Source organism: Streptomyces hainanensis (assembly GCF_004348415.1).
GTDB classification, from domain to species: Bacteria; Actinomycetota; Actinomycetes; order Streptomycetales; family Streptomycetaceae; genus Streptomyces; species Streptomyces hainanensis.
In genome coordinates, this window is the sequence record NZ_SMKI01000146.1 from 1 (window position 1) to 15,723 (window position 15,723).

The 15,723-nt window shown below is 73.8% G+C and carries 15 protein-coding genes, 1 tRNA gene and 1 pseudogene; 2 read left to right on the forward strand and 15 right to left on the reverse strand.

The features are described from left to right. Positions 1–165 precede the first annotated feature (165 nt). From E1283_RS39705 to E1283_RS15635, 12 genes are all read right to left on the reverse strand, one after another. Entirely contained in the window at positions 166–936 is a 771-nt protein-coding gene (locus E1283_RS39705; RefSeq protein ID WP_165956133.1) for an SDR family oxidoreductase, read from the reverse strand. Then, the gene (locus E1283_RS39710; RefSeq protein ID WP_165956134.1) at positions 933–2,480 is read right to left on the reverse strand and encodes an FAD-dependent monooxygenase; all 1,548 of its coding nucleotides are present in this window, start codon (positions 2,478–2,480) and stop codon (positions 933–935) included. Before E1283_RS39710 ends, E1283_RS39705 begins: the two co-directional genes overlap by 4 nt. Beyond that, positions 2,477–3,445, reverse strand: a complete 969-nt coding sequence (locus E1283_RS15590; protein ID WP_279571259.1) for an aromatase/cyclase — start codon at positions 3,443–3,445, stop codon at positions 2,477–2,479. Before E1283_RS15590 ends, E1283_RS39710 begins: the two co-directional genes overlap by 4 nt. A gap of 16 nt (positions 3,446–3,461) precedes the next feature. Next, positions 3,462–4,247 (reverse strand): 3-oxoacyl-ACP reductase FabG, encoded by a 786-nt coding sequence (gene fabG, locus E1283_RS15595; RefSeq protein ID WP_132818638.1) that lies wholly within the window; start codon positions 4,245–4,247, stop codon positions 3,462–3,464. Positions 4,248–4,268: 21 nt separating this feature from the next. Then, positions 4,269–4,538 (reverse strand): acyl carrier protein, encoded by a 270-nt coding sequence (locus E1283_RS15600; RefSeq protein ID WP_132818639.1) that lies wholly within the window; start codon positions 4,536–4,538, stop codon positions 4,269–4,271. A gap of 77 nt (positions 4,539–4,615) precedes the next feature. Then, entirely contained in the window at positions 4,616–5,836 is a 1,221-nt protein-coding gene (locus tag E1283_RS15605) for a ketosynthase chain-length factor (RefSeq protein WP_132818640.1), read from the reverse strand. Beyond that, the gene (locus tag E1283_RS15610; protein ID WP_132818641.1) at positions 5,833–7,089 is read right to left on the reverse strand and encodes a beta-ketoacyl-[acyl-carrier-protein] synthase family protein; all 1,257 of its coding nucleotides are present in this window, start codon (positions 7,087–7,089) and stop codon (positions 5,833–5,835) included. Before E1283_RS15610 ends, E1283_RS15605 begins: the two co-directional genes overlap by 4 nt. A 41-nt stretch (positions 7,090–7,130) precedes the next feature. Next, entirely contained in the window at positions 7,131–7,460 is a 330-nt protein-coding gene (locus E1283_RS15615; protein ID WP_132818642.1) for a TcmI family type II polyketide cyclase, read from the reverse strand. A 96-nt stretch (positions 7,461–7,556) separates the two neighbouring features. Further along, positions 7,557–8,531, reverse strand: coding sequence for an acyltransferase domain-containing protein (locus tag E1283_RS15620; RefSeq protein ID WP_132818643.1), 975 nt, complete (start codon positions 8,529–8,531; stop codon positions 7,557–7,559). Positions 8,532–8,570: 39 nt separating this feature from the next. Next, entirely contained in the window at positions 8,571–9,602 is a 1,032-nt protein-coding gene (locus E1283_RS15625) for a ketoacyl-ACP synthase III family protein (RefSeq protein ID WP_132818644.1), read from the reverse strand. Beyond that, positions 9,603–9,803 carry a ferredoxin gene (locus tag E1283_RS15630; RefSeq protein WP_132818645.1) on the reverse strand — a complete coding sequence of 67 codons (201 nt, stop codon included), beginning with the start codon at positions 9,801–9,803 and terminating at the stop codon, positions 9,603–9,605. A gap of 38 nt (positions 9,804–9,841) precedes the next feature. Continuing rightward, positions 9,842–11,026, reverse strand: a complete 1,185-nt coding sequence (locus E1283_RS15635; RefSeq protein WP_132818646.1) for a cytochrome P450 — start codon at positions 11,024–11,026, stop codon at positions 9,842–9,844. A 1,165-nt stretch (positions 11,027–12,191) separates the two neighbouring features. On the opposite strand from E1283_RS15635, the gene E1283_RS15645 reads away from it, so the two are divergent. Together E1283_RS15645 and E1283_RS15650 are read left to right on the forward strand one after the other, a co-directional pair. Next, positions 12,192–12,803 (forward strand): globin family protein, encoded by a 612-nt coding sequence (locus tag E1283_RS15645; protein WP_132818648.1) that lies wholly within the window; start codon positions 12,192–12,194, stop codon positions 12,801–12,803. Beyond that, positions 12,800–13,045, forward strand: coding sequence for a MerR family transcriptional regulator (locus tag E1283_RS15650; RefSeq protein ID WP_132818649.1), 246 nt, complete (start codon positions 12,800–12,802; stop codon positions 13,043–13,045). Before E1283_RS15645 ends, E1283_RS15650 begins: the two co-directional genes overlap by 4 nt. A gap of 51 nt (positions 13,046–13,096) precedes the next feature. Here the strand turns inward: E1283_RS15650 and E1283_RS15655 are convergent. The 3 genes and pseudogenes from E1283_RS15655 to E1283_RS38145 form a co-directional block, all read right to left on the reverse strand. Further along, a tRNA-Lys gene (locus tag E1283_RS15655) sits at positions 13,097–13,172 on the reverse strand. Between the two features lie 100 nt (positions 13,173–13,272). Further along, positions 13,273–15,147, reverse strand: coding sequence for a DEAD/DEAH box helicase (locus E1283_RS15660; protein WP_132818650.1), 1,875 nt, complete (start codon positions 15,145–15,147; stop codon positions 13,273–13,275). Between the two features lie 191 nt (positions 15,148–15,338). Next, positions 15,339–15,723: pseudogene (locus E1283_RS38145) on the reverse strand (DUF5819 family protein); the annotation flags it as partial.

Consider the following 15,723-nt stretch of genomic DNA (forward strand, 5'->3'; position numbering starts at 1 on the left):
ACATCTGTATAAGAGACAGCGTAGGGCGGGTGGGACTCGGCCGCCACCAGCACCACCTCGCCGGCGAAGCCGGCGCGGCGCGCCGCCTCCACGGCGCGGAAGCCGGCCAGCGAGCCGCCGACCACGACCAGCCGTCGCCCGCTCACGCGGCCGCCCGGGCGCCGCTCACAGGCTCTGGCCGAGCAGGGTCCCGCCGGTGGCGTCGATCCACGCGCCGGTGATCCACCGGGCGTCGTCGGAGGCCAGGAAGGCGACCACGTCGGCGATGCCGTCCGGCTCGCCGAGTTCCTCGAAGACCGAGAGGCCGGCGAGCAGCCGGCGCAGCTCGGGGGCCTGGAGGAAGGGGTCGCCGTTGTCCACCACGCCGGGCGCCACGGTGTTGACGGTGATCCGGCGCAGTCCGAGGTGCCGGGCGAAGTGGAGGGTGATCATCTCCAGCGCCGCCTTGGCCATGGAGTGCGCGATCTCCTGCGGGTTGGCGAACCTGGTGAGCCCGGTGGAGACGTTGACGATCCGGCCGCCGCGCGGGATGAGGGGCAGCATCCGCTGGACGATGAAGAACGGCGCCTTGGCGTTGACCGCGATCATCCGGTCGAACTCGGCCGGGGTGACCATCTCGGGCGGCATGGTGGAGAGGATCCCGGCGTTGTTGACCAGGATGTCGAGTTCCTGACGGTCGGTGTGCTCGGCGAGCCCCTTGGTCAGCCCCTCGAAGAGCCGGTCCGCGTCGCCGGGAACGCCGAGTTCGGCGACCACCGGGAAGGCCGTGCCGCCGGCCTCGCGGATGGCGGCGACGGTCTCGTCGAGCCCCGTGGTGTCGTCGCCGCAGTGCACGGCGACCAGCGCGCCGTCCCCGGCGAGCCGCCGGGCGGTGGCCGCGCCGATGCCCCGGCTCGATCCGGTGACCAGGGCGGTCCTGCCGGCGAGTTCGGTCATGCCGCACTTCTCCTTGATCGGGGCCGGGGTTCTCCGAACCACCGGCACAGGGCGCTGTCCAGGTCGCCGCCGCCACCGCCTGAGCCGCCGACCCACACGACGTGGCCGTCGGGACGCAGCAGGAGACCGGTCAGGCCGTCGAGCGGCCCGCCGCGCTCCGCCCGCGCGGCGGCGGTCACCGCCCGGTCCGCCCACGGCGCCGCCACGGCGACGCGCGGGACGGCGCCGGGCGGCGCCAGGTCGAGCAGCACCCCGCGCCCGGCGGCGAGCAGCGCGGAGGTGCCGGTGGCGCCGTGGCCCGTGGTCAGGCGGGTGGGCGGCAGCCGCCGGCCGAGCAGCGGGTGGTCGCCGCCGCCGATGTCGTAGCGGATGTCGAGCCCGGCGATCATGGCCGCCAGGTGGCGGCGCACCGGGGCGAACGCCAGCAGCTCGGCGAGGACTTCGCGGAGCGGGTCCACGTCGTGCGCCCCGAGCAGCACCTGGGCCTGGGCCCTGATGTTGGTCATGGTCCTGGCGCCGACCGGGTGGCGCTCCCGGTGGTAGCTGTCCAACAACCCGTCGGGGGCGTGCCCGGCCACCGTGGCGGCGAGCTTCCAGCCCAGGTTGGCCGCGTCCTGCAGGCCGAGGTTGAGCGCCTGGCCGCCCACCGGGAGCTGCGCGTGGGCGGCGTCCCCGGCGAGCAGCACCCGGCCGGCCCGGTAGCGGGCGGCCTGCCGGCTGGTGTCGTCGAAGGCGTTGACCCACAGCGGGGTGCCGTGCCCGATGGACTCGCCGGTGACCTCGGCCCAGACGTCGGCGACCTCGGCGAACGCCGGTTCGCGGGACCGCTCGACGGGTGGGGCGCCGAACCGGTGGACCATCACCCGGGTCACCCCGTCCGGTCGCCTGGCGGCGACCGCGAGGCCCGCGGCGAGCCGCTCGAAGCGGCGACCGCGGACGTCCACGCCGGCCACGTCGGCCCGGAGCATCTCCCGGCCGGCCGCCGCCCCGGGGAACGGGATGCCGGCCAGCTCGCGCACCGTGCTCCGCTCGCCGTCGCAGCCCACCAGGTAGTCGGCGCGGAGCGTCGACGTCCCTTCGGGGCCGGCCAGCCGGGCGGTCACCCCGGTCGGCCCCGGCTCCAGGCCGATCAGCTCGTGCCGGCGCCGCACCCGGGCGCCGAGCCCCACCGCCCAGTCGGCGAGCAGCGCCTCGATCCGGGCCTGCGGGATCTTCCACAGGCCGGCGAACGGGCTCGGCAGGTCGTCGAGTTGGAGGGGGAGGCCGCCGAAGTGGCCTCTGGTCTCCCGGTCCTGGGCGCCGAGCCTGGGCAGCAGGCCGCGCTGGTCGAGGAGTTCCATGGTGCGCGCGTGCACCGTCGAGGCCCGTGACTCGGTGGTCGGCTCGGCCAGTCGCTCGACCACCACCACGTCCGCGCCGCCGAGCCGCAGTTCGCCGGCGAGCAGCAGCCCGACGGGGCCCGCTCCGACGACCACGACCTGGGTGTCGGTCGCGCGCTCCCCGGCGCGCCGCCGGCCGCCGGCCCGGCCCGCCCGGCCGCTCACCCGCGCCCTGCGACGGCACGCCGCTCCGCGTACTCCTTGGCGTGGCCGAGGGTGGCCAGGCTGTTGGTGCCGAGCGCCTGGCGGGCGAACGCCTTGGCCTGGTCGAGGGTGGTGCCGGCGCCGAGCACCGTCTCGATCCTGGTGGTGTCGATCACCACGGTGTGCTGGGAGGTGGCGACGACCTCGTCCCCGTCCGCCTCGAACGACCAGTGGCCCGTGTGCAGGGCCAGCAGCGGCGGCAGGGTGACCTGCTTGTAGTGGATCCGGTCCGGCAGGCAGACCCGGAAGGATCGGGTGGTGTGGGTGGCGCCGTCCTTGGTGCGGGTGTCCATCTCCAGTTCCTGGAGCCCCGGGGTGTCCTCCACGCAGGAGACCCGCGCCACGTGCGGCAGCCGCCGCTCCCAGGCGCCGGCCTCGTTGACGAAGTCGTAGAGGTCCTTCGCCGAGCCGCGCACCCGGACGCTGTCCTCGAAGGCGAGGGTGGTGTCCTCGCCGACGTCCCGCTCGATGTTGTCCTTGAGCGCGGCCAGTTCCGAGCGGCTGTTGCGGTCCACGGCCCGGTCGATCCAGGCCAGACGCTCCGGGTCGTCGTCCACGGCGCGGTAGTCGTGCAGCAGGTGCACCAGGGAGGCGCGGTCGCCGACCGGCTCCACGATCCAGGCGCCGCCCATCGCCGCCACCGGCGGACTGGACACCTCCTGCCGGAAGTCGATCCGCAGCGCCCCGGAGTCCAGTTCGCGGCGCGAGGTCCAGCTCTTGGCCTGGCCGTTCGCGGTGGCCCAGATCCGGATCCGCTCGCTGTTCCCCTGGTGGCCGAGGTGGTCGACGTGGATGGTGGGCGGGAAGATCCGCGGCCAGTTGCCGACGTCGGCGATCAGCTGGTAGACGGCGACGGCCGGCGCCAGGACCGCGATCTCGTGCCGCACGTTCCTGGTGGTGGGCTGCTGCTCCTGTGACACGGTCACGATCCCCTTCGATCCCTCAGAAGTTGCCGAGTCCGCCGCAGACGTTGATGGCCTGGGCGGTGATGGAGGCGGCGGTGTCGGAGGCCAGGTAGCCGACCAGCCCGGCGACCTCCTCGGGCGTCGAGTAGCGGCCGAGCGGGATCTTCGCCTGGAACTTCTCGAGGATCGCCTGCTCGGTGGTCCCGTGGAACGCCGCGTAGCGGCTGCGGACCCCCTGGGCCATCGGGGTCTCGACGTAGCCGGGGCAGACCGCGTTCACGGTGATCCCGGTCGGGGCCAGCTCGTTGCCGAGCGCCTTGGTGAAGCCGACGACGCCGTGCTTGGACGCCGAGTAGGGCGCGGCCAGCACGACGCCCTGCTTGCCGGCGGTCGAGGCGATGTTGATGATCCGGCCCCAGCCCCGCTCCCGCAGCCCACCGGTGGTGAGCACCTCGCGGGTCATCCGGAACACGCTGGTCAGGTTGGTGTTGATGACGTCGAGCCACAACTCGTCGGTGAGGTCGGCGGTGACTCCGCCGCCGCCCCGACCGGCGTTGTTGACCAGCACGTCCACGGGCCCGAACCGGTCGACCGCGGCGCGCACGAACGACGTGATCTGCTCGCCCTCGGTCACGTCGCACGGCGCGCCGTCCGCCTCGATCCCCTGGTCGAGCAGTTCCTTGACGGTGGCCTCGACGCCGTCGGCACCGCGGGCGCACAGGAAGATCCGGTGCCCCCGCTCGCCCAGCGTCCTCGCCACGGCGAGCCCGATGCCGCTGGTCGCGCCCGTCACCAGGACGACGCGCCTCTCCTCGGTGGCCATGCTCATGCCTCCTGGTTCCTCTCAGGCCGAGGCGCCGGCCGCGAGCCGGTCGTTGACCAGGTCGATCAGGGCTCGCGGCGTGGTCGCCTCGGCGAGGCTCTCGTCGCTGAGCGACACGCCGAACTCGCGCTGGAGCCGGCTGCCGGCCTCCATCAGCGCGAGCGAGTCGTACCCCAGGTCGTCGAAGGGGGTGTCCGTGATGTCGCCGCCAAGGTCCATGCCCTCGTCGGCGCCGGCCGCCTCCAGCAGGACGCGCCGCAGGTCGTCCAGGGTCATCCGTGCGTCAGCCATGGTTCTTCCTTCCATCGGGGCAGGTTTCTGTCGGGGCAGGTTTCTGTCGGGGGTGCGGCGCCGTGCGCCGGGGCGCCTCAGGCGGCGCGGACGACGAGCGCCGAGTTGAATCCGCCGTAGCCGCGGGCGACCACCAGCGCGGTGGTCACCGGGACCCGCCTCGGCTCGGCGACCACCAGGTCGATCCGGTGGCGCGCGTCGGGCGAGACCCGGACGGTCGGCGGGATCACCCCGTCCCTGATCGAGAGCAGGGCGGTGGCCACGTCGAGCGGCCCGGCGCCGGAGTTGAGCCGCCCGGTCATCGTCTTCGGCGCGGTCACCGGCACCGCGCCGGCGCCGAACACCTCGACGAGCGCCGCCGCCTCGACGTCGTCGAGTTCGGGGACGGCCGCCGCGTCGGCGAAGACGACGTCCACGTCGCCCGGCGCGACGTCGGCGTCGCGCAGCGCCTGCTCGACGGCGCGGCGCAGCGCGGGCGGCCGGCCGCTGCGCGGCGCGGGGTCGAACGAGGCGCCGTAGCCGGCGATCTCGCCGTAGTTCACGGCGCCGCGGGCGGCGGCCGCCGCGGCCTCCTCCAGCACCAGCAGCGCCCCGCCCTCGCCCGGGACATGGCCGCACGCGGCCGCGTCGAACGGCAGGTAGGCGCGCTCGGGGTCGTCGCTGGTGCTGAGCCGCCTCCCGGCCAGGTGGGCGACCCAGCCCCAGGAGCAGAGCGAGGAGTCGACCGCGCCGGAGAGCATCAGCGGGGTGCCCTTGCGGACCAGTCGGCGCGCCTGCCCGAGGGCGTCGAGCCCGCCGGCCTGTTCGCCGACCAACACCCCGCTCGGCCCGCGCATCCCGTTGCGGATCGAGAGCTGCCCGCTGTTGACGGCGTAGAACCAGGCGAACGACTGGTACGCGCTGACGTACCCGTTCCCCTTGCTCCACATGTTCCGCAGCTCGCGCTCACCGAACTCGTAGCCGCCGGCCGAGGCCGCCGTCAGCACGCCCATGTCGAACGACGGCCACTCCCCCGGCTTCACACCGGCGTCGGCGAGCGCCCAGTCGCCGGCGACCAGGCTGAGCCTGGTCATGTGGTCGGTCTGCGGCAGCATCCGGCCCGAGAGGTGGTCACCCGGCACGAAGCCGTCGATCTCGCCGGCCAGCCTGGCCGGGTAGCCGCGGGCGTCGAAGCGGGTGATCTCGGCCAGGCCGCCGCGCCCGGCGAGGGTCGCCGCCCAGTAGGCCTCGGTGCCCAGGCCGTTGGGGGCCAGCGCGGCGAGCCCGGTGACGACGGTCTTGACGGGCCTGTCGCTCATGCCGCCCTCCGCAACACCATCGCGCTCTGGAAGCCGCCGAAGCCGCTGCCGACGGTGAGCACCGTGTCGGTGCGCCACTCCCTGGCGGTGACCGGCACGTAGTCCAGGTCGCACTCGGGGTCGGGCGTGGTGAGGTTGGCGGTCGGGGGCACCACGTCGTGCTCGATCGCCAGCACGCAGGCGGCGATCTCGATGGTGCCGATCGCGCCGAGCGAGTGCCCGATCATGGACTTGATGGAGCTGACCGGCGTCCGGTAGGCGTGCTCGCCGAGCGTCGCCTTGAAGGCGGCGGTCTCGTGCCGGTCGTTCTGCTTGGTGCCCGAGCCGTGCGCGTTGACGTAGTCCACGTCCGTGGGGGCGATCCTGGCCTCGTCCATCGCCGCCCGGATCGCCTGGGCCATCTCCTTGCCGTCGGGGCGCAGCCCGGTCATGTGGTAGGCGTTGGAGCGGGTGGCGAACCCGGCGACCTCGGCGAGGATCCGGGCGCCGCGTCGCCGCGCGCTCTCCAGTTCCTCCAGCACCAGCACGGCCGCGCCCTCGGCGAGGACGAAGCCGTTGCGGGTGGCGTCGAAGGGCCGGGAGGCGTGCTCGGCGTCGTCGTTGCGGGGGGTGGTGGCCTTGATCGCGTCGAAGCAGGCCACGGTGATCGGGGAGATGGGCGCGTCGGTGGCGCCGGCGATCATGACGTCGGCGCTGCCCTCCCTGATCAGTTCGACCGCGTGGCCGACCGAGTCGAGCCCGGAGGTGCAGCCGGTGGAGACGACCGTCACCGGGCCTTCGGCACCGACCTGCCAGGCCACCTCGGCGGCGAACGAGCTGGGCACGAAGTGCCCGTAGAGGTGGGGCACGGTGTAGGCGTGGTCGACGAGGGCGAGCCGTCCGTCGTCGCTGGCGACCCGGTACTCCTCCTCCAGGCTCATGGTGGCGCCGACCGCGCTGCCCACCACGACGCCGACGCGCGCCGGGTCGAGCGCGGCGAACTCCAGGCCGCTGTCGGCCACGGCCTCGTTGCCGGCGGCCACCGCGAGCTGTGCGGCGCGGTCCATCCGCCGCGTCTCGCGCGGGCCGAGTCCGTGCGCCGCCGGGTCGAAGTCGACCTCGGCCGCCACCCGGGAACGGAACGGGCTCGCGTCGAAGAAGGTCAGCGGCCGGGTCGCGGTCCGGCCCTCGCTCAGCAGGCCCCAGAAGTCCTTCACGCCGACGCCGCCGGGCGCCAGCACCCCAACACCTGTGATGACAACTCGACGCCCCATGGGACGTCACCTCCTGATCTGGGATGCGACCCGAGGGGTCGTCAGGCGGACGGTGCCCAGTGGTAGAAGCGACGTGCCATGGCGTCGGCCGGCGACCGCCACGTCTGCGGGTCGTAGGGGTCGATGTAGGGCCGCAGGTCGGCGCTGATCCCCTGGAAGAGGGGGTGCGACCTGGCTTCCTCGATGCCCCGCTCGCCCTGTTCGCCCTCGAAGTCCTGGAGGTGGAAGTAGAGGCCCTGGTAGGTGAACAGCTCCCGGCGCCTGGTGCCCATCAGCCCCGGCATCTCCGTCGCGTCGAACTCCGCGAAGAGCTTCGCCACGTCCGCCGCGGACTCGGGACGCATCCGCGCCACGATCAGTGTGCTGTGCATCGCTTCCCCTGTCTCTCTGACCCCGGCCTGGCAACCGGGTCCTGTTCGTTGGGTGGTGGGTGCCGTGGTCGGTCGGATCGGTCGGATCGGTCGCGGTCAGCCGGCGGCGGCCAGCGTGGCGAGCCCCTGCTCCCAGACCGGCCACGGGTCGCGTCCCGGCGGCGGCATCAGGGGGACCACCTGGCTGAGGCCGGCCCGCACCGACGGGTGGCGCCTGGCGATGGTGGCCAGCCCGTTGCCGGGTCCGGTGTCGACGAAGAGGAACCCCTCGTCGGCCGGGAGCCCGGCAAGCGCCGGCCAGAACAGCACCGGTTCGCTCATCAGCCGGGCCCAGAACCCGGGGTCCACCGCCTCCTCCGGCGCGACGGTCCTGGCCGTCCTGGCCGAGAGGACCGGCGTGTCGGGGGCCCGCAGCCGCTCGGCGGCGATGGCCTTCTCGAACTCCCTGGCCGCCTCGGCCAGCACGGGCGAGTGGAACGGCTGGTGGGCGCGGACCCGGACGCAGGTCAGCTCAGCGGCCCTGGCGGCCTCGGCCGCCAGCGTCAGCTCGGCCTCCGGGCCGGCCAGGATGGTCTGCGCGGGGCCGTTGACCGCCCCGACGGCGAGCCCCGCGGCGGCCCACCGCGGGGTGATCAGCTCGGCGGCCCGCTCGGGGGCCGCGGCCACGGCCAGCATGCCGCCGGGCGGCGCGCCGGCCAGCGCCGCGGACCGGCCGCGCAGGATGCGCGCCCCGGCCGCCGGTGCGAAGACGCCGGCCAGCGCGGCGGCCGCCAGTTCCCCCACGCTGTGCCCGAGCAGCAGCCCGGGCCGCAGTCCGCGCTCGATCAGCACCCGGCCCACGGCGTGGCCCATGGCGAAGAGCAACGGCTGGGCCCGCGGCCCGTCGTCGATCGGCACGGTCGGTGCGTCGCTGAGCCAGTCGGCCCGCAGACGTTCGCCCTCCTCGCCCATCGCCGAGAAGAACGCGTCCATCGCCTCGGCGAAGACCGGCTCCCGCTCGTAGAGCGGCACTCCCATGCCCTGGTGCTGGGCGCCCTGTCCGGGCAGCAGCAGCACGATCCTTCGGCCCATCCGGCCTCTCCCTTCGACGGCATGGCCGCCCTCCGGCGCTCAGCCCGCCCACCCGGGCGTCTCCAGCACCTCCACGACCGCGCACGAGAAGCTGAACCCGGCGCCCACCCCGACCAGCAGGCAGCGGCTGCCCGGGCCGGCGGCGCCGCTGGTCACCAGGTGGTCGAGCCCGGCGAACTGGTCGCCGGCGCCCAGGTGTCCGACGGTGCGGCTCCAGGGCCAGGTGGTGCGTTCCGGGTCGATCTCGTACCTGCTGAAGTAGCTCGCCGACAGCCGCCGGAAGCCCAGGTGCGGCAGCACGAGCCAGTCGATCTCGGCGAGTTCGAGATCGGCGTCGGCCAACGCCTGCTTCAGCGCCTCCTGTTGCCCCGAGCCCAGGTGGGAGGTGGCCAGCGAGCGGCTGGTCTCGGCCAGGAACTCGTCCTTGCACGCCGCCAGGTCGACCCGCTCCCGGTGGCTGAACGGCACCGGGCCGAACGGGGCCGAGCCGCGGTGCATGCCCTCCAACTCCGGCCGGGACGCGGTGGCCAGGCTGCGCACCCGGGCGAAGCCGCGCCTCGTCGAGAGCACCAGCGCCGAGCCGCCGTCCCCGTAGACGGTGCCCGGGTCGCTGCGCCACCGGTCGAAGCCCGGCGGGCAGAACCGGTCACCCGCGGTCAGCAGCGCGGCGGTGCGCCCCGGGGCGGCGCGCAGGTAGGCGGCGGCCAACTCCAGCGACGCCATCCCGCCGTTGGAGACCTGCCCGACGTGCAGCGCCGGGCACTGGTTGCCGACGGCGACCCGTTGCACGTAGGAGGCGGGCGCCCACAGCTCCTGCCCCTGGTGGTAGATCGAGGCGTGCAGCACGATGTCGATCTCCGCCGGCGCCACGTCGGACCGCTCCAGTGCGGTCCGACCGGCGGCGGCGGCCATCTCCGGGCCGGACTCGCCCTCCGAGACGGTCACCGAGGCGACCCGGAGCGAGGTCGCGAGCGCCGACTCCACCAGCCCGTCGGCGACGGCCCGCTCCACGCTCGTCGCCGCCGGCAGCCGGGTGCCGGTGGCGGCGACGTACAGCCCTTCGCAGCGCATTCAGGACTCGCCGGAGCGCCGCAGGGCGCCCACCGGGCACACCCGCACCGCCGCGTCCGCCGGGTCCTCCTGCCCCGCGGGCACCGTCTCCGAGAACCTGACCACCAACTCGCCGTCGTCGTCGAGCCCGAACAGGGCGGGCGCCGCGTCCTCGCACAGCCCGTGGCCCTCGCAGCGGGCCCGGTCAACGAATACCTTCACCGTTCCTCCAGCCTCCGACCGGCTCGCGGCCGGTCGCCTCACGTGGACGCCTTGAGCGTCGCCGGCAGTGTGGTGATCGCCCTGATGGTGTTGTGGACCCGGTACTCCGGCTGGCCCACGTCGATCGTCTCGACCTTCTCGGCCAGCGCGGTCAGCAGCGCGTGGCCCTCCAGGCGGGCCAGGCCCTGGCCGACGCAGCCGTGGATGCCGTGGCCGAACCCGACGTGGGTGTTGGCGTTGGCGCGGGTGACGTCGAAGGTCTCCGGCTCGTCCCAGTGCCGCTCGTCCCGGTTGGCCGAGGCGTAGACGATCAACGCCCGGGAACCGGCGGGCAACACGGTGCCGCTCAGCTCCCGGTCCCTGGTGACCGTCCTGGCCAGCGCGCGGATCGGGGTCTCCAGGCGGATGACCTCGTTGAGCGCGTTGGGGATCAGCGCGGGGTCCTCGCGGACGGCCCGCCACTGCTCCGGGTGTCGGCCGAGCAACAGCATCGCGCTGGTCAGCGAGGAAACCGTGGTGTCGAGGGACGGCACCAGGTAGTCACCGATCAGCGCCGGCAGCAACTGCTTGCTGACGGTGCCCGCCTGGGCGGCCGCCACCAGGTCGTCGCCCCAGCTCCCGGCCCGCAGCCGGCCCGGTTGCACGATCTCGGCCATGAAGGCCCACATCCCGGCGAGCACCGGGATGTCCGCCTCGGCCCGCTCGTTCATCGGCCCCAGCGCGTTGAACCCGGCCGACGCCCAGGCCAGGAAGTTCTCCCGGCCCTCGGTCGGCCAACCCAGCAGGTCGGGCACCACGGAGAGCGGGAAGAGCTGGGCGAAGTCGACCACCGCGTCGAAGTCGCCGCGCTCCAGCAGCCGGTCGATCAGGTCGTCGGCGAGCCGCTGGAAGTCCTCGCGGTGCGCCCGCAGCGCCTTCGGGGTGAGCGGGCCGCCCATCACGCCACGCACGTGGTCGTGGTACGGCGGGTCGCTGACCAGCGCGCTGCCCTTCATCTTCTGGTTGAGCCGCTCGTTGAGCGCGACCCCGGCACCCGAGGCGAACGCGTCATGGTCGTGCAGCGCCTCGTAGACGTCGTCGTACCTGGTCACGGCGTAGACCTGGTACCGCTCCAGCCAGACGGCCGGGCCCAGGTCGCGCAGTTCGCGATAGGCGGCGTACGGCGCTTGGATGACCTCCTCGGACCACAGGTCGATGTCGGATCGGGGGATCGTCGGCGTCACGGTGATTGCCCTTCTCTCGTCGCCTTCGGCGCCGGCCGCGCGGCCCGCGGGCATGCCGAGGGGACGGCCGGGAGGTCGTGGAGGTGGCCGTCGTGGAGGTGGCCGCGTCGGCGCGCCGCCGGCGTGGGCCTTCGGATGCGGCAGGGGGAGGGTCACGCCACGGAGCCCGCCTCGTTCGCCGAGGTCAGGGGGCGTTTTCCTGGATCTGGAAGGGCGGCGGTGGCCGGTGGCCCGGCGTGCTGTGGACGCACGTCCGCCGCTGGCCGAAGAGCGTGACACACGTCCAACGTCGATGTCAAAGCCCGAAATGCGAGGAAAGTTCTGCTCGCTCGACGCCATCCGATACGCACCGGATTCGCGCCGCGCCCGGCCTCGACGGAAGAGCCGGGGCACAGCGGTTCACAACCCGGCACGCCGCGACCGAAGCGGCCTCCCGACCGTTTTCACCCCGGCCGCCCGAAGCCACCCGCAAACCGACACGATGGAAAAGCCGGGCCGACCACGGGGATACCCACCGTCACCCCCGACCCGCCCACCTGAAGAGAACACGTCACCCATTGACCGGTGGGAAGCGATGATAAGCCCGCCACCCGGGGTATATCCGCGCACCGCGTAGCGGATTCCCGACACCCGAGCCACCACACCCCACTCGCCGAATAGCGACCTCACGGACAGATCGCCACAGGCCCACCGGCCCGCCGGTCCGGCCACGACACCGCCCGGCCCGCGCCGAGCCCACCCCACGAACCCGCCGGAACTGCACTGACCTGTGGAAACGCCACACCGGCGCGCGAGTCGACGCGATCCTCCCCGCACTCCCCGGGGGGCACGCCAAACCCGAGGGGGGAGTGGCGTACATCACATCAGATGCCCCTGGGTTCACACGTTGGCAATGTGTTCTCATACCTCGGGGTTAGTCAGGCGCCGCGACAATGACGCTCCGAATCACCACCTGCCGGGACCAAGCAAGGTGATTCACGGCCTGCGGCGCGAACGTTGAATTCACAACTTAAACCCAGCGGGAATGATCCCATCCTCTTTCCCGCTGGGAAAGGTTGAAATCCTCCAATAATTCCATGCAGTACGGGGGTAATGGATGTCGGAGTTATCATGTGCCGCGCCAAGACCAAAAACGGGTCGGAGAACGACGTGCGGGCGGCCGGTGGTGCCCGGCCTCGCCGTCTGTCCGACCTGCCGACAGTGCGTCGAGGCGGTCCTGACCGGGCTGCCGAAGCTCTACCTCGCCAGTGAGACCGCGCTGGCCCGACCGCCGCGCCCGATGATGACCGAACGGGTGAGCGGCAGTACCCAACACGGCCTCCCGATCAACGAGGCCGCCGCCAGCGCACGAACCGATCTGCTCCATGTGACGGCCGCCTGGGCGGGACTCGTGGTGGACGAGTTCGGGCTCACCGCCCCGGCGCGGCGGACCGTGGACGAACTCGCCGCCTTTCTCTCCCGCCATCTGGACCGGCTGCTGGCGCACCCCGCGGCAGCCGATTTCCTGGCGGAGATGGACACGGTGAGCCGGACCGCCCGCCGAGCGCTGAACGGCGGCCCGTCCCGAAGAGTCGACGTGGGGGGATGCCCCCACCCCGGCTGCGAGAGTCGGGTCACCGTCCGCTTCCACAGCCACGGCCCCACGCGCCACCACGTGGCATGCGACGGCGGCCACACCTGGCCCGCCCAGCAGTGGCTCCTGCTGGCCCACCGGCTGGGGCGGACGGCCTGGCGGCGGGAGTCGGCGCCGGCCGGCACGGCGGGAGGCCGCGGGTGAGCGGGGACTCGGAACCGCAGCGCCCCGTCACCACCGAACTCGCCGCGCTCGCCGTCGGCGTGACCTGCGCGACCATCCGCAAGTGGGCCAGCCGAGGAAAGATCACCCGCTACGGCTCGCCGGGCCGGGCGATCTACGACCTCGACGAGCTCATGGCCATCGCGGTCGGCAGGAACGGCGGCGCTCCGCTGCCGGGTTCCTGCTACGGAGAGAAGGGACTGTGGACCGATCTCGACCAGTGAACCGCCGCCGGCGGACGGGGCGTTCGACCAGGACGTCGCGTGTCGCCCTCGTGGTAGGCCGTGTGGGACTCGAACCCACAACCAACGGATTAAAAGTCCGCTGCTCTGCCAATTGAGCTAACGGCCCGTAGGGAGCAGCATAGCCCGGCCCCCCTCGCTCCCGGCGGGGGCGAGGGGGGCCGAACGCGCGTCAGACGCGCTCGGCGGGGCCGTGACCCCGCCAGGAGTCAGTCGCGCTTCCAGCGCGGCTTCTCGGACCTGCGCTCGAACGAGGACGACGACGGGCGGTCGTCGCGGAAGCCGCCGGGGCGACGGTCGTCGCGACGGAAGCCGCCGCGGTCGCCGTCCCGCCGGTCGAAGTCGCGGCGCGGACCGTACGAACGGCGCTCGCCCCGGTCGCCCTCGCGGCGGTCGCGGTCGTCACGGTGGAAGCCGCCGCCGCCGGGGCGACGGTCGTCGCGGTGGAAGCCGCCGCGGTCGCCGTCCCGCCGGTCGCGGTCGTCGCGGCGCGGGCCGTACGAACGGCGCTCGCCCCGATCCCGGTCGCGGTCCCGGTCGTCACGGCGGAACCCGCCGCCACGCCGGTCGTCGCGGTCACCGCGGTCGCCCCGCTCGGCGCGCGCCGCCTCCGCGCGCGCCGCGCGCCGTGCCTCCCGCTCGGCCTCGCGCTCCGCCTCGGCCAGCGCCTCGGCACGCACCTTCGCCGCGGCCTCGATCGCCTCGGTCGGGTCGTCGCCGCGCTCGCGCGCCGCGCGCGCGGTCAGCCGCTCGGCCTCCTCGCGCAGCTCGGTCGCGCGCTCCTTGGCCTGCTCCAGCTCGCGGCCCAGCCGGGCGGCCTCGCGCTCGGCGTGGGTCACCGCGCCCATCGCGGCCTCGGCCTGGACCTCGGTCAGCGAGCGGGCGCCGATGATCTCGGCCACGTCCTCGTCGAACAGGTCGCCGCGGCCGATGATGTGGCGCGAGGCGTCGACGCCCGCGTCCTCCATCAGCCGGAAGATGGTGCGCCGCTGGTGCGGCAGCGCCAGCGAGACGACGGTGCCGGAACGGCCGGCCCGCGCGGTGCGGCCCGAGCGGTGCAGGTAGTCCTTGTGGTCGGCGGCCGGGTCCACGTTGAGCACCACGTCGATGCCGTCGACGTGGATGCCGCGGGCGGCGACGTCGGTGGCGACCAGCACGCTGTTGTGGCCGTCCTTGAAGTCCGCCAGGGTGCGGGTGCGGGCGCCCTGGGTCATGCCGCCGTGCAGCGCGTCGGCCTTGACCCCGGCCTCGCGCAGCTGCCCGGCCACCCGGTCGGCGCCGAGCTGGGTGCGGACGAAGACGATGGTGCGGCCCTCGCCCGCCGTGATCGCGGCGGTCAGCGGGGCCTTGTCGCGCGGCTTCACGATCAGCACGTGGTGCTTCATGGTGGTCACCGCGCCCTGCGCCGCGTCCACCTCGTGGCTGACGGGCTCCACCAGGTACCGCTTGACGAGGGTGTCGATCTCGTTTTCGAGGGTGGCGGAGAACAGCATCCGCTGACCGCCGGGCGGCACCTGGTCGAGCAGCTCGGTGACCTCGGGCAGGAAGCCCAGGTCGGCCATCTGGTCGGCCTCGTCGAGGACGGCGATCTCGACGTCGTCGAGCGAGCAGGCGCCGCGCGCGATCACGTCACGCAGCCGGCCGGGCGTGGCGACCAGGATGTCGACGCCGCGCTCCAGGGCGTAGATCTGGTTGCCCATCGAGGTGCCGCCGCAGACCACCTTGAGCCGCAGCCCGAGCACGTCGCCGTAGGGCTCCAGCGCGTCGGAGACCTGCATGGCCAGCTCGCGGGTCGGGGTCAGGATCACGGCGCGCGGGTGCTTGGCGCGGGTGCGGCCGTCGGCCAGCCTGGCCAGCGTGGGCAGACCGAAGCTCAGGGTCTTGCCGGAGCCGGTGCGGCCGCGGCCGAGGATGTCCCGGCCGATCAGCGCGTCGGGAATGGTGGCGGCCTGGATGGGGAAGGGAGTGGTGACGCCGTTCTCGGCGAGCTTGCGCACGATCGCCGGCGGCAGGCCAAGGTCGGCGAAGGTCGTCGTCGGCTCGTCGTCAAGCGGTAGTACAGCTTCGGGCGTGGTCACGGACATGCGAAGTGAGAACCTTCCGGAGTTCGGGTGTCGGCACGCGCCTTAGCTCCGTAGGTGCTCTGGACCGCCTGGATGCGGTCAGCCACGGCTAGACGAGGAACGCGCCACTCGGCGCGCTACGTGGGGCGCCGGGGAAGTGGGATCAAACGATCTACAAGCATACGCACGCCACGGCCCGCCACGCAAACGGATCAGCCGCCGCCCCCGGGCGCGGGGGTCGAGGGATCGGGCGTCGGCTCCGACGTCGGGGGCTCGGGGCTGGGTTCCGGCTCGGGCTCGGGCCGCGGCTCCTCGGTGGTGGGCTCCGGCTCCGGCTCCGCCGTCGGCGGCTCACCGGGCGTCGCGGGCCCCGGCTGGGGGCGCGGCGCGGGCGCCGACTCCCGCTCGGGGGTGTGGTCGGCGGACGCCCCGCTCGGCGCGGCCGCCTCCCGCTCCCCGCCCGGCTCCGCGTCGGCAGCCGGCGGGCGCTTGGCCCCGTCCTCGGAGTCCTCGGCGGTCTCCTCCGGCTCCGCCCGGGGCTCGGCCGGCCGCGCGTCGTCCCCGGCCCCGTCGGCCGACGGGGCCTCCGCCTCCCGC

What these genes read in the sequence shown, in the direction of transcription:
- E1283_RS39705 (WP_165956133.1), bottom strand. Translation starts at nt 936, where the DNA reads ATGACCGAACTCGCCGGCAGGACCGCCCTGGTCACCGGATCGAGCCGG.
- fabG (WP_132818638.1), bottom strand. Translation starts at nt 4,247, where the DNA reads ATGGCCACCGAGGAGAGGCGCGTCGTCCTGGTGACGGGCGCGACCAGC.
- E1283_RS15600 (WP_132818639.1), bottom strand. Translation starts at nt 4,538, where the DNA reads ATGGCTGACGCACGGATGACCCTGGACGACCTGCGGCGCGTCCTGCTG.
- E1283_RS15605 (WP_132818640.1), bottom strand. Translation starts at nt 5,836, where the DNA reads ATGAGCGACAGGCCCGTCAAGACCGTCGTCACCGGGCTCGCCGCGCTG.
- E1283_RS15610 (WP_132818641.1), bottom strand. Translation starts at nt 7,089, where the DNA reads ATGGGGCGTCGAGTTGTCATCACAGGTGTTGGGGTGCTGGCGCCCGGC.
- E1283_RS15615 (WP_132818642.1), bottom strand. Translation starts at nt 7,460, where the DNA reads ATGCACAGCACACTGATCGTGGCGCGGATGCGTCCCGAGTCCGCGGCG.
- E1283_RS15620 (WP_132818643.1), bottom strand. Translation starts at nt 8,531, where the DNA reads ATGGGCCGAAGGATCGTGCTGCTGCTGCCCGGACAGGGCGCCCAGCAC.
- E1283_RS15625 (WP_132818644.1), bottom strand. Translation starts at nt 9,602, where the DNA reads ATGCGCTGCGAAGGGCTGTACGTCGCCGCCACCGGCACCCGGCTGCCG.
- E1283_RS15660 (WP_132818650.1), bottom strand. Translation starts at nt 15,147, where the DNA reads ATGTCCGTGACCACGCCCGAAGCTGTACTACCGCTTGACGACGAGCCG.